This is a genomic window from Capnocytophaga haemolytica (assembly GCF_001553545.1).
GTDB classification, from domain to species: Bacteria; Bacteroidota; Bacteroidia; order Flavobacteriales; family Flavobacteriaceae; genus Capnocytophaga; species Capnocytophaga haemolytica.
Genome location: NZ_CP014227.1, coordinates 1577926 through 1595864, shown reverse-complemented (window position 1 = coordinate 1595864; position 17939 = coordinate 1577926). Strand labels below are relative to the sequence as shown.

Annotated in this window: 14 protein-coding genes and 1 pseudogene; 3 read left to right on the top strand and 12 right to left on the bottom strand. The window is 42.5% G+C overall.

All coding sequences use genetic code 11. From position 1 onward, the window contains the following. Positions 1 to 87: 87 nt before the first annotated feature. A complete protein-coding gene (gldG, locus tag AXF12_RS07185) occupies positions 88 to 1794 on the bottom strand; it encodes a gliding motility-associated ABC transporter substrate-binding protein GldG (protein WP_066429691.1) in 1707 nt (568 codons plus the stop codon). Continuing rightward, on the bottom strand, positions 1791 to 2510 hold the full coding sequence (gene gldF / locus AXF12_RS07180) for a gliding motility-associated ABC transporter permease subunit GldF (protein WP_066429688.1): 720 nt from the start codon (positions 2508 to 2510) through the stop codon (positions 1791 to 1793). The genes gldG and gldF overlap by 4 nt, the downstream gene beginning before the upstream one ends. Positions 2511 to 2724: 214 nt before the next feature. Between gldF and lipA the strand changes: the two genes are divergently transcribed. Further along, the gene (gene lipA / locus AXF12_RS07175) at positions 2725 to 3612 is read left to right on the top strand and encodes a lipoyl synthase (RefSeq protein ID WP_066429685.1); all 888 of its coding nucleotides are present in this window, start codon (positions 2725 to 2727) and stop codon (positions 3610 to 3612) included. Positions 3613 to 3723: 111 nt separating this feature from the next. On the opposite strand, the gene AXF12_RS07170 is transcribed toward lipA, so the two are convergent. From AXF12_RS07170 to fbaA, 4 genes are all read right to left on the bottom strand, one after another. Continuing rightward, entirely contained in the window at positions 3724 to 4533 is an 810-nt protein-coding gene (locus AXF12_RS07170; protein ID WP_066429682.1) for a M48 family metallopeptidase, read from the bottom strand. Between the two features lie 79 nt (positions 4534 to 4612). Then, on the bottom strand, positions 4613 to 5698 hold the full coding sequence (locus tag AXF12_RS07165; protein WP_066431869.1) for a CapA family protein: 1086 nt from the start codon (positions 5696 to 5698) through the stop codon (positions 4613 to 4615). A 102-nt stretch (positions 5699 to 5800) separates the two neighbouring features. Continuing rightward, a complete protein-coding gene (locus AXF12_RS07160) occupies positions 5801 to 6532 on the bottom strand; it encodes a Bax inhibitor-1/YccA family protein (protein WP_066429674.1) in 732 nt (243 codons plus the stop codon). A 96-nt stretch (positions 6533 to 6628) separates the two neighbouring features. After that, complete coding sequence (fbaA, locus tag AXF12_RS07155; protein ID WP_066429672.1) at positions 6629 to 7696, bottom strand: class II fructose-bisphosphate aldolase; 1068 nt, start codon at positions 7694 to 7696, stop codon at positions 6629 to 6631. Between the two features lie 593 nt (positions 7697 to 8289). Between fbaA and AXF12_RS07150 the strand changes: the two genes are divergently transcribed. Further along, complete coding sequence (locus AXF12_RS07150; protein ID WP_197697154.1) at positions 8290 to 8619, top strand: DUF805 domain-containing protein; 330 nt, start codon at positions 8290 to 8292, stop codon at positions 8617 to 8619. A gap of 204 nt (positions 8620 to 8823) precedes the next feature. On the opposite strand, the gene AXF12_RS07145 is transcribed toward AXF12_RS07150, so the two are convergent. The 6 genes and pseudogenes from AXF12_RS07145 to AXF12_RS07120 all read right to left on the bottom strand — a co-directional run bounded on the left by AXF12_RS07145 (position 8824) and on the right by AXF12_RS07120 (position 15970). Continuing rightward, on the bottom strand, positions 8824 to 9693 hold the full coding sequence (locus tag AXF12_RS07145; RefSeq protein ID WP_066429669.1) for an NAD(P)H-binding protein: 870 nt from the start codon (positions 9691 to 9693) through the stop codon (positions 8824 to 8826). A 73-nt stretch (positions 9694 to 9766) separates the two neighbouring features. Further along, positions 9767 to 11041 carry a Glu/Leu/Phe/Val family dehydrogenase gene (locus tag AXF12_RS07140; protein WP_066429660.1) on the bottom strand — a complete coding sequence of 425 codons (1275 nt, stop codon included), beginning with the start codon at positions 11039 to 11041 and terminating at the stop codon, positions 9767 to 9769. Positions 11042 to 11364: 323 nt separating this feature from the next. Then, complete coding sequence (locus AXF12_RS07135) at positions 11365 to 12363, bottom strand: vWA domain-containing protein (protein ID WP_066429659.1); 999 nt, start codon at positions 12361 to 12363, stop codon at positions 11365 to 11367. Positions 12364 to 12375: 12 nt separating this feature from the next. Next, positions 12376 to 13995 (bottom strand): BatD family protein, encoded by a 1620-nt coding sequence (locus AXF12_RS07130; protein WP_394336605.1) that lies wholly within the window; start codon positions 13993 to 13995, stop codon positions 12376 to 12378. Positions 13996 to 14036: 41 nt separating this feature from the next. Further along, a pseudogene (locus tag AXF12_RS07125) lies at positions 14037 to 14899 on the bottom strand (DUF58 domain-containing protein). A 72-nt stretch (positions 14900 to 14971) separates the two neighbouring features. Beyond that, complete coding sequence (locus AXF12_RS07120) at positions 14972 to 15970, bottom strand: AAA family ATPase (RefSeq protein WP_066431866.1); 999 nt, start codon at positions 15968 to 15970, stop codon at positions 14972 to 14974. Positions 15971 to 16686: 716 nt separating this feature from the next. Here AXF12_RS07120 and AXF12_RS07115 point away from each other — a divergent pair. Then, positions 16687 to 17934, top strand: coding sequence for a dihydroorotase (locus AXF12_RS07115; RefSeq protein WP_066429651.1), 1248 nt, complete (start codon positions 16687 to 16689; stop codon positions 17932 to 17934). The last annotated feature ends 5 nt before the right edge of the window (positions 17935 to 17939 follow it).

Genomic DNA, 17939 nt, shown 5'->3' with positions numbered 1-17939 from the left:
ACAGGGTAAAATTAAATAGATTTATAAACGAAAGTCCCAAGAGCATAAAAACTCTTGGGACTTTATTATCTGTAATAATCAAAAAGATCAACACTTCTTTCGATACTTCTTTCTGTATCCTAATAAGAGGGCTATGGCAGTGACAATAAGTATGACAAGAGGGATAACAAATACTTTTACTTGCCAAGCCTTCTTACTCTCAACTACCTTTTCCTTATCCAAGAAAGCCAATTGCACTTTCTTATTGCGCAACTGCAAGAAGGCGGTATCATCTAAGAGATAGTTTACAGCGTTCTGTAAAAATGCTTTATTATCGTAGTACTTACTCGTCCACTTATCAAAACCGAGCTCTAAAGGTTGACCGCCACTAATGTCATTCTTAATAATATCACCATCAGAAACTACAATCATCTTTGTAGGAAGGCTCTTATCTGCCTTTTCTTTTAGGTCAATAGGGCGAACCCTATCTTTATAAACCGATGTAAATTCGCCTTCTAAGAGCACTCCCATTGGTATATTGCCTTTCTTATAAGCGTTTTTATCCATCTGATCAGGATTGATACGTAAGCTAATTTCACGCGGGGTGCCATCTGCCTTTGCTAAGTTTGAACTCGATAGTAATACAGTTTTCTTTATATCGTTCTTCAGGGTATCTATCCCATTGGCAAACTGCAAACGTACCGCATCTAAATGATTTGTAATAAGGTGATTATTCTTTGAAAGCACTAAAGGGTTGTACACCCACGGGATAGGCATATAGCGCGACTGCGAACCTTCGCCAGTAGCAATGACAATTTCTGAGAAATACAAGTCGTTTACCAGCGTGTAATTAATCCTAAACCCATAGCTAAAAAACATATCTGTAAGGTTGAGATTTACAGGCATTGCTACGGCTGCACCGCCAGCCTTATAGAGGTCGTCAAGCGTGATATTTACATTATCAATGAGCCATAACACGCGTCCACCACCCATCACATATTGGTCGAGTACTTGCTTTTCAGGGTCAGTAAAAGGTTCAGTGGGTTTGGGCACTACTAATAAGTTATATTCCTGAAGATCTCTAAGTGTCTTCTCAGCATTGGTCTTTACCGAATCAAGTGTGAAAGGCGCAATGTAGTAATACTCACGTGCCATCTTGATAAAGTCAGCCATATAAATATCTTCGAGAGTGCCATTACTCTTTAAGATCGCTATTTTCTTTTGCTTGTGTAGCGTGAGCTTATAAAGAGCATCAGTGAAGTTATATTCCAGTCGCTGTACGGAATTCTGCACTTGTTCTTGGTCATTAGCCCCTAATTTATTAACAAAAAGAGGTACCTTTACCCTACGCTCTTGTTGCTTGCCTCCCATATTCTCGATAGTAGAAATCACTGCCCACGGAAAGATATGCACTTTTGAAGTATTACCAGCTTCTGTTTGTGATATTTCAAGAGGATTAAGCCCATTGAGTACCATCTGCTGAATCAATGCCTGCGGGTCAGACTCATTCTCCAAAGGATTGACAAACTGCACGGTTATATTGCTGTTCATCGCCGCATATTCCTCCAATAGTTGTAGCGTTTCAGTCTGTAACTTCTTAAATTCAGTAGGGATATCGCCCTTTAAAAGCACTTCGATGAGCACAGGCTCTTTAATATGTAGCAGCACACGACGTGTAGTCTCTGAAAGCGTATAGCGCTTATCTTTGGTCATATCCACACGTGTATGAGCCTTACTGGCAATAAAATTAAGAATCAGCAGCCCTATCAATGCCAAAGCTACTTTAAAATATATAGATTTTAATACTCGTTTCATTGCTTATACGTTTTGAGAGATAAAGTAGTGATATACAAAAAGAAAATAATCACCGAGAGAAAGTAAATGACGTCACGGCTATCGATAACCCCTCTACTGATAGCATCAAAATGTGATTGAAACCCATAACCTACGATACTGTCAGGTGCTATCAAAGCCACTACTTGGTCAAGACCAAAAAAGAGAAAGAAACATAAAAAAGTAGCCAATACAAACGAAATGATCTGGTTGCTACTCACAGCCGATGCCCATAAGCCCACAGCTGCAAAAGTAGCAATAAGCAAAAATAATGCGATATACGAGCCTATCGTACCTGCTACATCTAAGTTACCCACTGGTTTGCCAAGCACCCAGACTATATACACATAAAGAACGGAAGGCAATAGTACAATCAGCAAAAATAAGAGTATCCCTGCGTACTTACCTAATACCATCTGCCAAATTGTCAAAGGCTTAGTGAATAATAAAGTAAGCATACCACTACGTCGTTCCTCTGAAATACTGCGCATCGTCAAAGCAGGTACTAAAAACACAAATATCCACGAGGATAACCTGAAAAACGGAAGTAAATCAGCAAAGCCTGCATTAAAGATATTGTAATCAGACTTCAATACCCATAAAAATAAGCCACAGAGCACCACAAATAGCCCTATGACCGTAATCCCTATTGGGGATGTAAAAAAATAACGAATCTCTTTTTTAAATAGTGCAAACATCAAATGTCTATTTTAGAATTGCAAAAGTAAATTAAAAAAATTAAATACCAACAAAATATCCTATTTTATCTTTGTTATGACTATTGGGGAAAACTGTTTACTATTTGGTTTATAGACTTTTACATTTGATACAGAAAACTTTTTACTCAGAAGAATTTGTCAGTATTTAAAAAAGTAGTACTTTTGGAAAAAATTTGTATTAAGGATTAGAATAATGAGTGTAGAAACGCTTACAATAGAAGAAACACAAACCAATACTTTAACACCTAAGCCAAAGTGGATACGTGTAAAACTGCCCACTGGGAAAAAGTACACTGAACTAAGAAACGTAGTAGACCGATATAACCTTCATACCATCTGTACCTCAGGAAGTTGCCCTAATATGGGTGAATGCTGGGGAGAAGGTACAGCTACCTTTATGATTCTTGGGAATATCTGTACACGCTCTTGTGGATTCTGTGGGGTGAAAACAGGACGCCCTGAAACACTCGACTGGGAAGAGCCTGAAAAAGTAGCGCGCTCCATCAAACTGATGAATATTAAGCACGCCGTAATCACCTCAGTAGACCGCGACGACCTTAAGGATATGGGTAGCATTATGTGGGCTGAGACCGTTGGGGCTGTGCGTCGTATGAACCCCAATACTACTATGGAAACACTTATCCCTGACTTCCAAGGAGTAGAGCGCAACCTAAACCGTATTCTTACAGCAGCTCCTGAGATTATATCACATAATATGGAAACCGTACGCCGCCTCACTCGTGAAGTGCGTATACAGGCAAAATACGACCGTAGCTTAGGTGTGCTGCGTTATTTAAAAGATAATGGTGCCAACCGTACTAAATCGGGGATTATGCTCGGCTTAGGTGAAAAAGAAGAAGAGGTGATTGAAACCTTATACGACCTAAAAGATGCCAAAGTAGATATCGTTACCATAGGGCAATATTTACAACCTTCAAAAAGGCATCTACCTGTGAAAGAGTTTATCACTCCTGAGCAATTCGCCAAATACAAGGAAATAGGCTTAGAACTTGGGTTCCGCCACGTAGAGAGTGGAGCCTTAGTAAGGTCGTCCTACAGAGCACATAAACACCTTTTATAATGCATAATGTATATTCACAATGATAAGTAGTGTATTATAAATAACAAAGAGGCTTCCTAAAAAAATTAGGAAGCCTCTTTTTATTATGCTTTATACATTATAAATTGTACATTATTTAATCGGGCTTGTAGGGAGTTTTACTTCTCCTGGGTCTTTCCACAAACCGTCCTTGATAGCTCGTTTTTTAGCAGTTTCAGCACGCTTATTGCTATCAGGGTGTGAACTCATCATCTTTTGAAAGCGACTTTGTTCTGCACCTTCTGAAAGGAGTGCTAACTTCTTAAAAGCGGTGTATACTCCCACTACATTATAGCCGTGTTTCTTCATAAAGTCGTATGAGTAATCATCAGCTTGCGACTCTTGCTTCTTGCTGTGTTTTGCATCTAAGAAAGCATTTGCCATTTCACCAATCTGAGTTTTACTCAAGGCGTGCACTGTGTTTGAAGATGCTGAAGCTGCATCCATAAGAGCCGCTTGTGTATAAGCTGCCTTAATAGCATCTTTGGTATCCTCATTCTTAACGTGACCAATTTCGTGACCTATCACAGCCAATAGCTCGTCATCAGTCATAATATCCATCAGTGAGGAAAACACACGTACACTACCATCCGCACAAGCAAAAGCATTGATATCAATCACCTCATAGACCTTGTAGTTAAGGTTCAAACCGTCTTCATTCTTGTGCTTACCAAAGATACGATTCAGACGCTTCGTGTAAGGGCTGTTTTTATCCGCCACTTTGTTATGAGCATCCATCCAATCTACTGATTCTTTCGATAGCTTCTTGGCATCCTCATTAGTGAATGTAAGTGCTTGAGCACCCTTAGCAGCAGCTCCTACTGCCTTACCCAAATTGATTTTTTGTGCTTGTACTGTTGCCATAGCACATACCGCCATTGCGGTCAAGATAATTCTTTTCATTGTATAATTATTTGAAAAATTGCGTGCAAATATACATCTTTTTACCAATACAAAACAATTATAACCACTAAAATATTTTCTAAGGCTTCTCCCCTACTAACACATTGCTCTTAAAAAGATGTCGTGAATTGCCTATAAAAGTCTTCATCTCAGCCTGTGCTTCCTGATTGAGCTCTTTGTAGTTAGCCTCTTCATATTCCTTACAAGGCAGTATCTCATAGTGGTATTTGCCATTGGCTTTTTGTGTACGATTTACCCACGTGAGATAGTACCCTTTATCCACTATGCGAGTACTGTAACCATCTTTTAGCAGCGTGAGTTCTACCATTGCACCCCCATCAGTATTGGGCTTGCGTTGGTTGGAAACAAAATTCCCCAGCGAGTAAGTTACCAGCCGCTCCTTATGCAAACTTGTCTGCGGATAGTAATACATAGGTTGCAACACGTGCGGGTGCCCTCCGATGATGATATCTACTCCATTATCAAATAAAAACTGAGCTACTTCTTCTTGTCGCTTATTCTGATGCTGTTGATACTCTATACCCCAGTGGATCATCACGATGAGCTTATCGAGATTATAGCGCTTTGCCTCTGCAATGTCAGCCTTCATTTGCTCAAAGTTTATCTTATTGACTATCGTAGGTTCAGGTACAGGCAGCCCATTAGTGCCATAGGTGTAGTTCAGCAAGCCCACTGTGATACCGTTTTTATTGAGCACAAGCAGATTGTGTTGCTCACGCTCACTCTTATTGCGGAAAGTACCTGTATGGGGAATACGCAGCGAATCCAGTACGTCAAGGGTACGGATGATACCCTGTTTACCTCTATCGCAAGTATGATTATTGGCTGTAACTAATACACCAATGCCACTACGCTTCGCATCTGAGGCTAAAGCATCAGGTGAGGAAAACTGTGGGTAACCGTTATAAGGCTTGCCAGCAAGCGTAACCTCAAGATTGGCAATAGCAAAGTCCACAGCAGCAAACCTGTGCTTTATCTTAGCAAATACGGGTGTATAATCGTACTTTTTAGTAGTTGTGTCATAAGCCCCTTCTATCTGAGGAACGTGCCCCATTATGTCACCCATAAAGAGCAGTGACAAACGATTACCAGCCTCTTGTGCCCCAAGTGCAAAAGGCAATAACAACAATATAACTCGTATCATCTTCATTTCTTATTAAAAGTGATGCAAAGGTAGTAATTCTTCAGAATATAGCACAAAAAAAGCTGGAAAAAACTCCCAGCTTCTTATGATATTAAAAAATACTTAGTCTCTTCTCGATAAGAATATGCGCAATATATACCAGAACAGCAACATCACTGAGGCAAAGAGTTGCAATGCTGCCCCTACATATTGATTAGTGCCATACTCATTCTTGATATTATAAGTTTCATAAAGGATAGCTCCTGAGGCTAAGGCAATCATACCTGCGGAGAACCACAAGCCTAAATCAAAACCAAAGAGTGCCCCTGCCACAATCAGCCCTAAGGATACAAAGCCCCCTACTACAAGCACTGTACGCAAGAAGGAGAAATTCACTCGGGTGAAGAATACTACAGCAGTAAGCCCTGCAAACATCGCCAAGGTGATAATCCCCGCCTGCGATATCATCGAACCTCCATCGGCGTAGAGCAAAGCAATCCTAATCATAGGCCAAAAGATAAGCGCCTCGAGCACTACGTATACGCCCAAACCTAAATATTGTGTGTTTCTATCCAAGGAATGTGCCCATTTGTTAGCCAATACCGAGCCCAACCAAAAGGCGCCAATCACAAATAGCCATATATAGCGCCCACCCAATTTCAGCAGTAAGCTGTCGGGGATAATCCTCAGCAGCAATGCCTCTACTGCGATAAATGCCAATAATGCCAAGGCTACGTGAGTATATGTTTTGCGGTAAAACTCCGCGCGCTCAGTCTCAGTTACATCGGCTACCAGCTTAGGAACTGAAGCCCCTCCGTACTGAAACTCTGAACTGTAATTATTGTCTGTATTCATATAAATGAAGTTAAATAGTTAATATAAAAAATAGATTTCAGAGGGTAGATAAACATCTACGCTCCGAAATCTATCTGTTGTAAATGTTATTCCTTATTATAATGTGTTTACATTGTTAAGGTCTTCAAAGGCTTTCTTAAGACGTGCAATGAACGTCTTTTCACCTTCTCTGAGCCATACACGTGGGTCGTAATACTTCTTGTTAGGCGCATCAGCTCCTTCTGGGTTACCCACTTGCCCCTTCAAGTAGTCTGCTTTCGCTTTCATATAATCGCGAACCCCTTCAGTGAAAGCATATTGTAAGTCAGTATCGATGTTCATCTTCACTACACCATACGATACAGCTTCTTTGATCTCGGCTAAAGTAGAACCTGAACCTCCGTGGAACACCAAGTCCAAACTGTTGTGAGGCAAATTGTACTTCTTAGAAACATAGTCTTGTGAGTTACGTAAGATCTTAGGGGTCAACTTCACATTTCCTGGCTTGTACACACCGTGAACGTTACCGAAAGATGCCGCAATAGTGAATTGTGGGCTCACTTTTGAAAGTTCTTCATAAGCGTAAGCCACGTCCTCTGGTTGCGTAAAAAGTCTGCTGTCTTCCACACCTGAGTTATCCACACCGTCTTCTTCACCGCCAGTCATACCGAGCTCGATTTCAAGGGTCATCCCCATCTTACTCATACGTTCCAAATAGCGTTTGCTGATCTCAATGTTTTCCTTGATAGGTTCCACTGATAAGTCGATCATATGCGAACTAAAAATTGGCTTACCTGTTTCCTTAAAATGCTTTTCTGAAGCATCGAGCATACCGTCGAGCCAAGGCAATAGCTTCTTAGCGCAGTGGTCAGTATGCAGGATGATAGTCGCCCCATAAGCCTCAGCCAATTGGTGCACGTGTTTTGCTCCAGCGATAGCACCGAGCACTGCTGCACGTTGATTCTCATTCGAAAGCCCTTTACCTGCCATAAACTGTGCCCCACCGTTAGAGAATTGAATAATCATAGGTGAATTAACAGCTACAGCAGTTTCCAAAGCTGCATTAATAGAGTTTGAACTAATTACGTTGGCTGCTGGCAAAGCAAAGCCTTTTTCTTTGGCGTATTTAAATACTTCCTGTACTTCTTTTCCAAGAATAACGCCTTTTTTAATGTTATGTGCCATTTTCTTTTAATAAATTAAAATTATACTTCTTTCTTAAAGCAGATACTACCACAGGCAATCATCCACTTTGACGCCGCAAAGGTACGGCCTTTTTCGCAAACCACCAAATAAATTCTTAAAAATATTCGTTTGTGTATCGAAAAAAATACGCTCTATGCACCCCAGCTGATTACAGTTTTCTGAAAAAGAAAAATATTCTTTTGTACAGGCTCAGTATAGGAACAGTACAGGAAGAGTATAGGATGAGTATAGGAAGAAAGTAGTTTGTTAAAACATATAATTTCTTAAAAATATATTTTTATTGGTATAATAAACTACTTAATATCGTGTTAACAGAATATTTGCACGAATAAGAAATATGGTTTTTATAGTTTTTAGAAAGAGAATTACAACAGCTTAAAAAACTGCTTCTTAGTTTAAAAAATAATTTAGTGTATAAAATTTTAACATAAAAATTTGTGCAGATTGAAATATGGGTGTAATTTTGCGACATACTATCTTTTCCTTAGAAGAAGTAAAATAAAAATCAATTATAACTAATATTTTTTAACTATGTTAAAGCACCTTTTTCATTTGAAGGTCGTATTCGCAGGTTGGAGTACGGCTTAACAATTATTATTGCCACAGCAGCGAACTTTATCGCTCAGGTCATCTCACTAATTTTAGCGGGACAAAAATATTACTTTATTCCCTATCTTTTCTTTTTGCCTTTCTATGTTTGGTTTGTATGGGCGCAGGGGGCTAAACGTTGTCACGATGTAGGTAATAGCGGTTGGTATCAACTCATTCCCTTTTACCCTATATACCTCATTTTTGGAGAAGGGGATTATGGCAGTAACCAATATGGTAAAGACCCTAAAAATATCAATGCTCCTTCTGAGTATGATATGACTACACCTCAAGAACGGATCTGGAAACCTTAAATGTTTTTTTCTTTGCCACAACAACCTCACCATAAGACTTACTTATGGGTTACACCTTGCAAGGTTAGTCTGTCTCAAAAGTATTCGAGACAGACAAAACAACTAAGTCTAAGTTCTTAAATATTTACTAGTCCTTTGTAAAATTCAAAAACCACCATTGTAAGGACGCTTACAATGGTGGTTTTCTTTTATTGTTTGTTTAAGTTATCGTGCTTGTGCAGTATAAAAATCGAGCAATTTATGCGTCCCCGTGGTTTGCCCCATACAATCGTGGGTCATACTCCAGCTTACAAAGCGCAGCGTATCTGCTTTTCGCTCGTTAAATAGTTGCATTATTCCGATTAGTGGTTTGAGTACCATAGGGCTTACCCTACTTATCTTTGCAGGCTTACCCAATGCTTCAAAAACACAAGTTGCCACTTCCCGCCACGTAAACACCTCAGGTCCGCCTACATTCCACTCACCTACTTTGCCCTCCAAAAGCCTATCTACACAGAAGGCTGCCAAATCCGCCCCGTGAATGGGATTGATACGCACCTCTGGGGCAAAGAGATACACCCGTCCTTGTTGTGCCATCTTAAAGACCTCAGTCATATCTGAGAAATAGGCAGGCGGGTTCACCACCTCACTGATAATCGCAGAGGCTTTTAGGTCTTTTACAAAGGCAGCCTTTGCCTTAGTAAGCTGGGCAGGACACTTATCACCTCCGATGACGTTCACAAAGCAGAAGCTCTTCACATCGTACTCCACAGCCGATCGCAATACATTTAGGTTTGCCCCGTAATCCACTGCCCAAGGGTCTGCCTTCTGCTTGGTTACGCCAAGGGCTGAAATCACTCTATCGACCCCCTTTGCCAGCTCAGTAGTAAATGTAAGGTCAGTTACTGCCCCTTCTGCCCATTCATCTACCAAACCTTCAAGCGAAGGTGCTCCCCAAGCCCCTTCTTCCTCAGCGCGAACTCTACTGCGTACTACGGCTCGCACCCGTACGCCTCGTCTATGTAGTTCTGCTACTATGTATCTTCCCAAATAGCCCGTAGCTCCTACTACAAGTACCGTTTCTTGTTCATTCATACGTCAAATTAATTTTAAAGCCAAAAAAGAGACCACCCGTGGGCAGTCTCTTTTATCTTATTGTTTTTGTATTCTAAGGGAATACGCCTCTTTCTTTGTATACGCGCTCTATCTTCTTGAGTGCTACGATATACGCCGCTGTACGCAGGTCGCAGTCGTATTCTTTTGAGGCTTCAACTACCAAATCGAATGAGTGCTCAATCTTCCTTTGTAGTCTTTCGAGTACCTCATCAATATGCCATACCTCAGCACGCTTGTTCTGTAGCCATTCGTAGTACGAACCTATCACCCCACCACTGTTACACAAGATGTCAGGAATTACGGCTATGCCTTTCTTCAAAAGCACTTCCTCTGCCTCTGAGTCTGTGGGGCCATTAGCGCCTTCTGCCACTAATTGCGCCTTGATGTCTTTCACATTGTTTACAGTGATTTGGTTACCCAAAGCTGCTGGCACTAATAGATAGCACTCTGTCTTCCAGAAGTCGGCATTATTGATAGCCTTTGCTTTAGGATAGCCTCCTACCCCACCCTTGTTGGTCTTTGCATACGCTAAAAGCTCTTCAGGGCAGATACCATCAGGATTGCTAATAGAGCCTGTGTGGTCTTGTACAGCAATGAGTTTAGCCCCAAGCTCACTGAGAAAATGCGCTGTCCAATAGCCTACGTTACCGAAGCCTTGCACAATATAGGTCTTGCCTTTCAGGTCTACATTATGAGCTTTTACCCACTTCTTAATAGCAGTTACCACTCCAAAACCTGTTGCACGGTCGCGCCCTTCCAATCCGCCGCAGCCTACAGGCTTACCTGTTACTACGTGGAAGTTATTAGCGCGCTGTGAGGGTGCTTTGGTAGAGGCATACGTATCGGCAATCCACGCCATAATCTGTGCATTGGTATTCACATCTGGTGCAGGAATATCGTAATCAGGACCAATATTATCGCCCAATGCGTAGGTAAAGCGACGTGTGATACGCTCCAACTCTGCTTGTGAGAATTGGCTTGGGTCAATCTGTATACCACCCTTACCGCCACCGTACGGAATGCCTGCGATAGCTGACTTCCACGTCATCCACGTAGCCAAAGCACGTGCGGCATTGATGTCCACCGTTGGGTGATAGCGCAATCCCCCTTTATAAGGACCCAGTGCGTTGTTGTGTTGCACGCGATAGCCTGTGAATACCTCAATGCGACCATCGTCCATCTTCACAGGGAAGTGCACTACTACTTCGTTCTGAGTAGTTGCTAAAATCTTGCGTACGCCTGCATCTAAGTTCATCTTGTCTGCTGCTTTGTTGAACTCGTGCATCACGTTTTCGTACATACTTGTTTTCTTTTCTGTATTACTCATATCTGTTACGTTTGTTATTCATTTAGGCGGTAAAAGTATAGCTATTTTTTTAAACCGCCAAACATTTTAACACTTATTTTCATAAATATTTTAAAACTCACCTTTTAGCCCACTAAATTTCAATAGTTTATATCTTTATAGTTTACGAAGGAAAACGAAAACAAATTTGTATTACTCATAATAATTTATTACTTCGTTGTGGGTTCGTTCTTGTTTCGGTGGTAGTAAGCATTTTATCCATCAGTAGCCTTCAAAGAATAAAAAATAGCGGCTTTGCACTTACGTACAAAACCGCTATCCCATTAAATATAGTTTGGCAACTTTTATATTTCATTCCTAAAAACGGTGTGCTTTAGCAAGAATTCAAGTAGTAATAACAAGCCTGCTATAAGCGCCAACGGACGGAATTTTTCGTCTACTTCTGTATATTTAAATTCCTCTATCTTACTTGTTTCAAGTTTATTAATCTCATCGTAGATCTCTTTGAGCTTTTTATTGTTAGTAGCACGGAAGTATTTCCCCTTAGTGATCTTAGCGATATTCTTCATCAGTGCTTCATCTATCTCTACTTGTTGCATTCGGTACATTATGGAGCCATCAGCGTTCAGAGCAAAGGGTGAAAGTGCCATACCATTAGTACCTATCCCTACCGTGTAAACCTTAATACCATATTCGGCAGCCATCTCAGCAGCTGTTTCAGGGTCGACGAAGCCTGTGTTATTTACCCCATCAGTAAGGAGGATTATCACACGGCTCTTGGCTTTGCTCTCTTTCAAACGATTGACCGCCGTAGCCAGCCCCATCCCAATAGCAGTACCATCCTCGATAGCACCAGAATTAATGTCCTTCAGAGCGTTAAGGATTATCGCCTTATCGCTTGTTACTGGCGTTTGAGTATAACTTTCACCTGCATAAATTACCAAACCGATGCGGTCGTTAGGGCGCTCCTGTACGAACTGTGAAGCTACTTTCTTCAGTGCCTCAAAGCGGTTGGGTTTCAAGTCCTGCGAGAGCATACTGGTAGACACATCTATTGCCAGCACAATGTCAATCCCTTCAGTAGTCTTTACCTTAGCTGATTCTGAATGCACTTGTGGGCGGGCTAAGGCTACAATCAGCAAAGCTATAGCTAACACTCTGCTTACAAAAAGTAAGTGGTATAAATAGCCCTTTCCTTTATACTTCTTAAAAGTCAGTGTTGATGAAATACTTAGGTTTGCCTTCGATTTCTTGTAAGAGAATATATACCACACACACAGCAGTGGTATGAGCAACAACAACCAAAAGAATGCTGGATTTGCAAATGTTATATCTTTAAACATACGCTCTTTACTTTACTCTGTTTTAAACACTATCGACCCTATTACTCGTTGCACAATAGGCTGTGCTGCTGGTTTATCAATATACGTGATGAGCAACTGCTGTAAAGCCCCGTTTTCAGCAAAACTAAGCGACTCATAACCTGCCTCAAAAGGCTGCTTTGTCTTCTCATCAAGCACCTGCATTTTACCGTACACTCTGATGCCTTTTGCACCACTCGGTAGGGTTACTTCCTCTTGAAGTGTTGTGATGTTCTTAGCCCCTGCTTTGTCTAATTGTGAAAGCAACAACTCATTTACCTGTTGCGGATTAAGGTTCAGAGGCTTATCATCACCTTGCGCTTTAAAGGTGATTACATCAGTCATTATGTACAACTCAGAATTGATACTACCAAAGTCAAAGCAATACTCTTTATCTACATCAGCGCCCAATAGGTTGCCATTGCCTATCTGCCTACGTGTAAGCACCTCTGGAGTGCTGAGCTGTGTGACAGGATAGCCGTAATCGCTCGTTACCCATTTGCGTGCATTGAGTTCCAAAAGCTGAGTGCCAATAAGCTGATTAGCATAGTAATAACCCACTACCGCAGCACCCACTCCAAGCAATAGCATCACCGAGCACACAATGATAACCACTTTCTTAGCGCGCTTTCTATATTTGCGCTTCTGCTCAGCCAAAAGTTCTAAGAACGACTGTTGCTGTACTGTAGCTCCTGAAGGTGACACCACTGGTATCGCCTCCTTAGTCTTTATCACTACGTTTTCGATAGTCTCACGGTCGTACTCAGCATTATTGTCTGAGGGCTTACTCTTGGCAAACTTCACTAAGTCGGCGGTTTGCAATACGCGCTTTAAGTTCTGTATAGTTTCAGGGGCAAGGTATAGCTTTCCTTTTTCTTGTAGCAAAGTTATCTTTGCCAGAAGTTCATCAGTAGTGCTTTCTTTGGCTAAGATATGCACCTCATCCTCTAAGTATTCCTTAACAATATCCGTTAGACGCGAATAGTACTCCTTGTGCTGCGACTCCATCAAGTAGCGCGACTGTTGTAGCTCTCGCAAATCCTGTATAGCACGCTCAAAAGGCGGCAGTTGCTTCTTCTTAAAGACGTCCGAGAGCTTCTTTTTGCGAAAGACGAAGATATAAAGCAGTCCTCCTACAATAGCACCAATAGCAGCCCCACCGAGCACCCACAGCCACCATAGCGAGCGTGCAGGTCGCCCTACCTCTGCAATAGGCTTAATGTCATACAGCGGTCTTTGTAGGGTATCAATAGCGATATTCCTCACAGCTACCCTTATGGAATCAGTTATAAAATCCTTACTATTGACAACTACTCGCTGAGGAGGAATCGTATACTGCCCTTCATCGAACTGAGTGAGGTAATAGGTCTTCACCAAGCGGTAAGTACCCTTATCCTTCAATGTATCAGTTGGCTCAGTGCGCACCATCTCAAGCGGAGAGAACGTCTGCCCATCAGGAAAAACAACCCTGTCCTCAGGAGTGCCTTTTACTGATATCTTGTATTGCACCTGTTCGCCTATCTTAATATCTTTCGGATTAGCCTCTACCTTTACCTCTTGGGCACTAAGAGTTGAGGCCAAGCCTACAAAAGCGTATAATAATGCTCTCTTAATCATCTTTCTTTTCTCTAAAATAAACAGCCTCTAAGATCTACTTACCTTCGCTTGAAATAGCCCAAGAGCTTCTGTGTATAACTCTCGTCTGAGCGGCAACTCACTACCCCCGCACCCGACTTCTGCAACAGGTTTTCAAAGTACGCTACCCCCTCCCTATACTGCCGCTCGTAGTCCGCTCGTACAGCACTCGACGAAGTATTCACCTGTATAAGCTCACCCGATTCGGCATCCTTTACCATTATGTAGCCGAGCTTAGGCAAGTGCATCTCCTTAGCATCATAAATGCGGATACCCGTAACGTCGTGCTTCTTAGCAGCAATCTGCAAAGGCTTCTCGTAGCCTTTATCCATAAAGTCCGATAGCAGAAACACGATAGCCTTCTTCTTCATCACCCTACTGAGAAACTCCAAAGCCCCGAGAGGCTGGTCTGCCTACTCTTAGGCTCAAACTCAATCAGCTCACGGATAATACGCAACACGTGCGACTTCCCTTTCTTAGGAGGAATGAATAGCTCTATCTCGTCCGAAAAGAGTATCAAGCCTGTCTTATCGTTGTTCTGAAGAGCGGAGAACGCCAGTGTAGCCGCTATCTCAGTAATAATCTCACTCTTAAACTCCTGTACCGTACCGAAAAGCTCACTGCCACTCACGTCCACCATAAGCATCAAGGTAAGCTCGCGTTCCTCCTCAAATACCTTCACATAAGGCTCGTTATAGCGCGCCGTAACATTCCAGTCAATCGTGCGGATATCGTCCCCAAACTGGTAAGGACGCACCTCACTGAAGGTCATTCCGCGCCCCTTAAACGTAGAATGATACTCCCCACCAAAGATATGGTCAGAGAGCTTCCGCGTCTTTATCTCTACCTTGCGAACCTTCTTTAATAATTCTTTTGTATCCATATTAGCGATTAGTCATTAGCCATTAGTGGTTCATAAATCATTATGCACTACACACAGTGCACGATTCACTTCCTATGGCACCTCAATCGTATTGACAATCTTACTAATCATCTCCTCAGAAGTGATATTCTCCGCTTCAGCCTCATAAGTAATGCCGATACGGTGGCGCAATACGTCATATACCACAGCCCTTACGTCCTCAGGGATTACATACCCTCTGCGCTTGATAAAGGCATAACACTTAGCTGCCATAGCCAAGTTGATACTACCACGAGGCGAAGCCCCAAAACTAATGAGCGGCTTCAAGTCGGCTAAGCCATACTTATCGGGGTAACGCGTAGCAAACACAATATCCAAGATATACTTCTCAATCTTCTCATCCATATACACTTCGCGCACAGCCGCCTGCGCCCTAAGGATTTGCTCCAAGCTAACAGTCTGGTTCACCGCAGCATAGCTATTGCTGAGGTTATCGCGCATAATACGCTGCTCCTCATCAAGCTTAGGATAGTCAATCACCGTCTTGAGCATAAAGCGGTCTACTTGTGCTTCGGGAAGCGGGTAAGTACCTTCCTGTTCCACAGGGTTTTGCGTAGCCATTACCATAAAAGGCGCATCGAGCTTAAAGGTCGAGTCGCCAATGGTCACTTGGCGCTCCTGCATTGCCTCAAGCAGTGCCGACTGCACCTTGGCGGGCGCACGGTTGATCTCATCCGCTAAGACGAAGTTCGCAAAGATAGGTCCCTTTTTAATTGAGAACTCATTGTTCTTAATGTTATAAGTCATCGTACCGATCACGTCCGCAGGCAATAAATCAGGGGTAAACTGTATACGACTGAATGAGCCGTGTACTGACTTCGATAGCGTATTGATCGATAACGTCTTAGCCAACCCTGGCACCCCTTCCAAGAGAATGTGCCCTTTGCCGAGCAAACCAATCAGCAAGGCGCTGACCATATGCTTCTGACCTACGATTACCTTGTTCATCTCAGAGGTGAGAACGTCGATAAACGCACTCTCACGCTCAATCTTTTCGTTAATCTGACTGATATCCACAGATGTATGTTCCATATTACTCAATTATTATATTTGACGTTTAGCACTCCTACAAATATCGTGCCGCGCAAAGTAACGAAATATATTTTATTTGACAAAATATTTTCAAAGGAAAATGCACAAAAACCATAAATCACCTCTTAGAACACTCATATTCAACGCTATTGATAGACTACTGATCTCCCAAAAAAGACACAAAAAAAGTTCTAAAAAAACTTCACACTCCCTAAGAATGCCCCTCCTAACCTACTCCACTCCCGCTTGATCGCCCTACAAGCCGACTACTGTACCCCTCCGATCGCCCAACGGATCTCGAACGGTTTCCAAACGGTTCTCGAACATTTGACGCGAGCACCCACAACGACAACCAAGTGAATACCGAACGAACAGTACAGGAACAGTATAGGAAGCGTATAGGAACGCCGAAGGATGGTCGCAGGATAGCCATTGAATAGTATTACCATAGTATTACGTTAGTATTAGGTTAGTATTAGGTTTAGCGAAAAACTATCGAATAATCAACGGATTATAAAAACATAAAAATAGGGGTTAAAAAGCAGTGATCAGAGGGTAGAAATCAGCGGGAAAGAGAGCTGTTATAAGCCAAAAACTGAAAACCGATATAAGCTAAAAAAGTTTTAAGAAAAATTTATGAAAAAAAACATTGCTTTATCAAAAATACTTCGTACCTTTGCCCTCTGGAACACAAGTAAGTAACAGTACCAACATTTATGAATATACTATTAAAGTCGGCAAAGGTAATTGACCCCGAGAGTGCCTTCCACCTGCAAACAAAGGATATCCTTATCAATGAGGGTGTTATCACTGAGATCGCAGAACATATCGCCCCAAGAGAAGAAAAGGTAATCGAAAATACCTACGTGTCACAAGGCTGGACGGATAGCAGCGTATGCTTTGGGGAACCAGGTTATGAAGAGCGCGAAACCATCGCTCACGGCTTGTACACCGCTGAGCGCAGTGGCTTTACCCACGTGATGATCAATCCACTGACCCATCCCGTGGTAGATAACAGTCAAGGAGTAGCCTTCATTAAGGAAAAAGCACGTGGTTTTGCTGCCACAGCGCACCCCATAGGTGCCCTTACCACGGGTAGCAAAGGTGAAGACCTCGCCGAGCTCTACGATATGCAAATGGCAGGTGCAGTGGCTTTTGGCGATTACAAAAAGGCAATCACCAACGCCAATCTGGTAAAGCTGGCATTGCAGTACACACAGCCATTTGAGGGGGTGGTGATATCCTTCCCCAATACACCTAAGATAATGGGTAAAGGTGTTGTCAATGAGCACATTGCAGGCACCCGTTTGGGGCTGAAAGGCATACCAGCACTCGCCGAAGAACTATGTGTAGCACGCGATTTGGCTATCTTGGAATACGCAGGCGGAAAGCTACATATCCCGACGGTCTCCACAGCAAAATCCGTTGCCCTCATCCGCGAGGCAAAGTCTAAGGGCTTAGATGTAACCTGTAGTGTAGCTATTCACCACCTGCACTTTACGGATGAAGTTCTCGAAGGGTTCGACACAAACTTCAAGATACTGCCACCGCTGCGCGAAGCTGATAACGTCATCGCTTTACGCGAAGCCTTAGCCGAAGGGGGAATTGACTTCGTTACCTCCGACCACAACCCTCTGGATGTAGAACTCAAGTTCAAGGAGTTTGATCTGGCTGCCTTTGGAGCAATAGGCTTGGAGAACACTTGGGGAGTGCTCAGCCAGTACGTAAACCCTGAGAGGGCAGTTGAGCTACTCACCGCTGCACGCAAGCGTTTCGGTATTGGTAGCACGCCCATAGCCCAAGGCACCACTGCCGACCTGACACTCTTCACTCCTGAAGGCGAAAGCCTCTTCACCCAAGAGGATATCTTATCCAGTGCTAAGAACAGTCCTTTTGTGGGTAACACAATGCACGGAAAGGTGTTGGGAGTAATTGCCAACGGTAAAGCAACACTTTGCATATAGCTCAA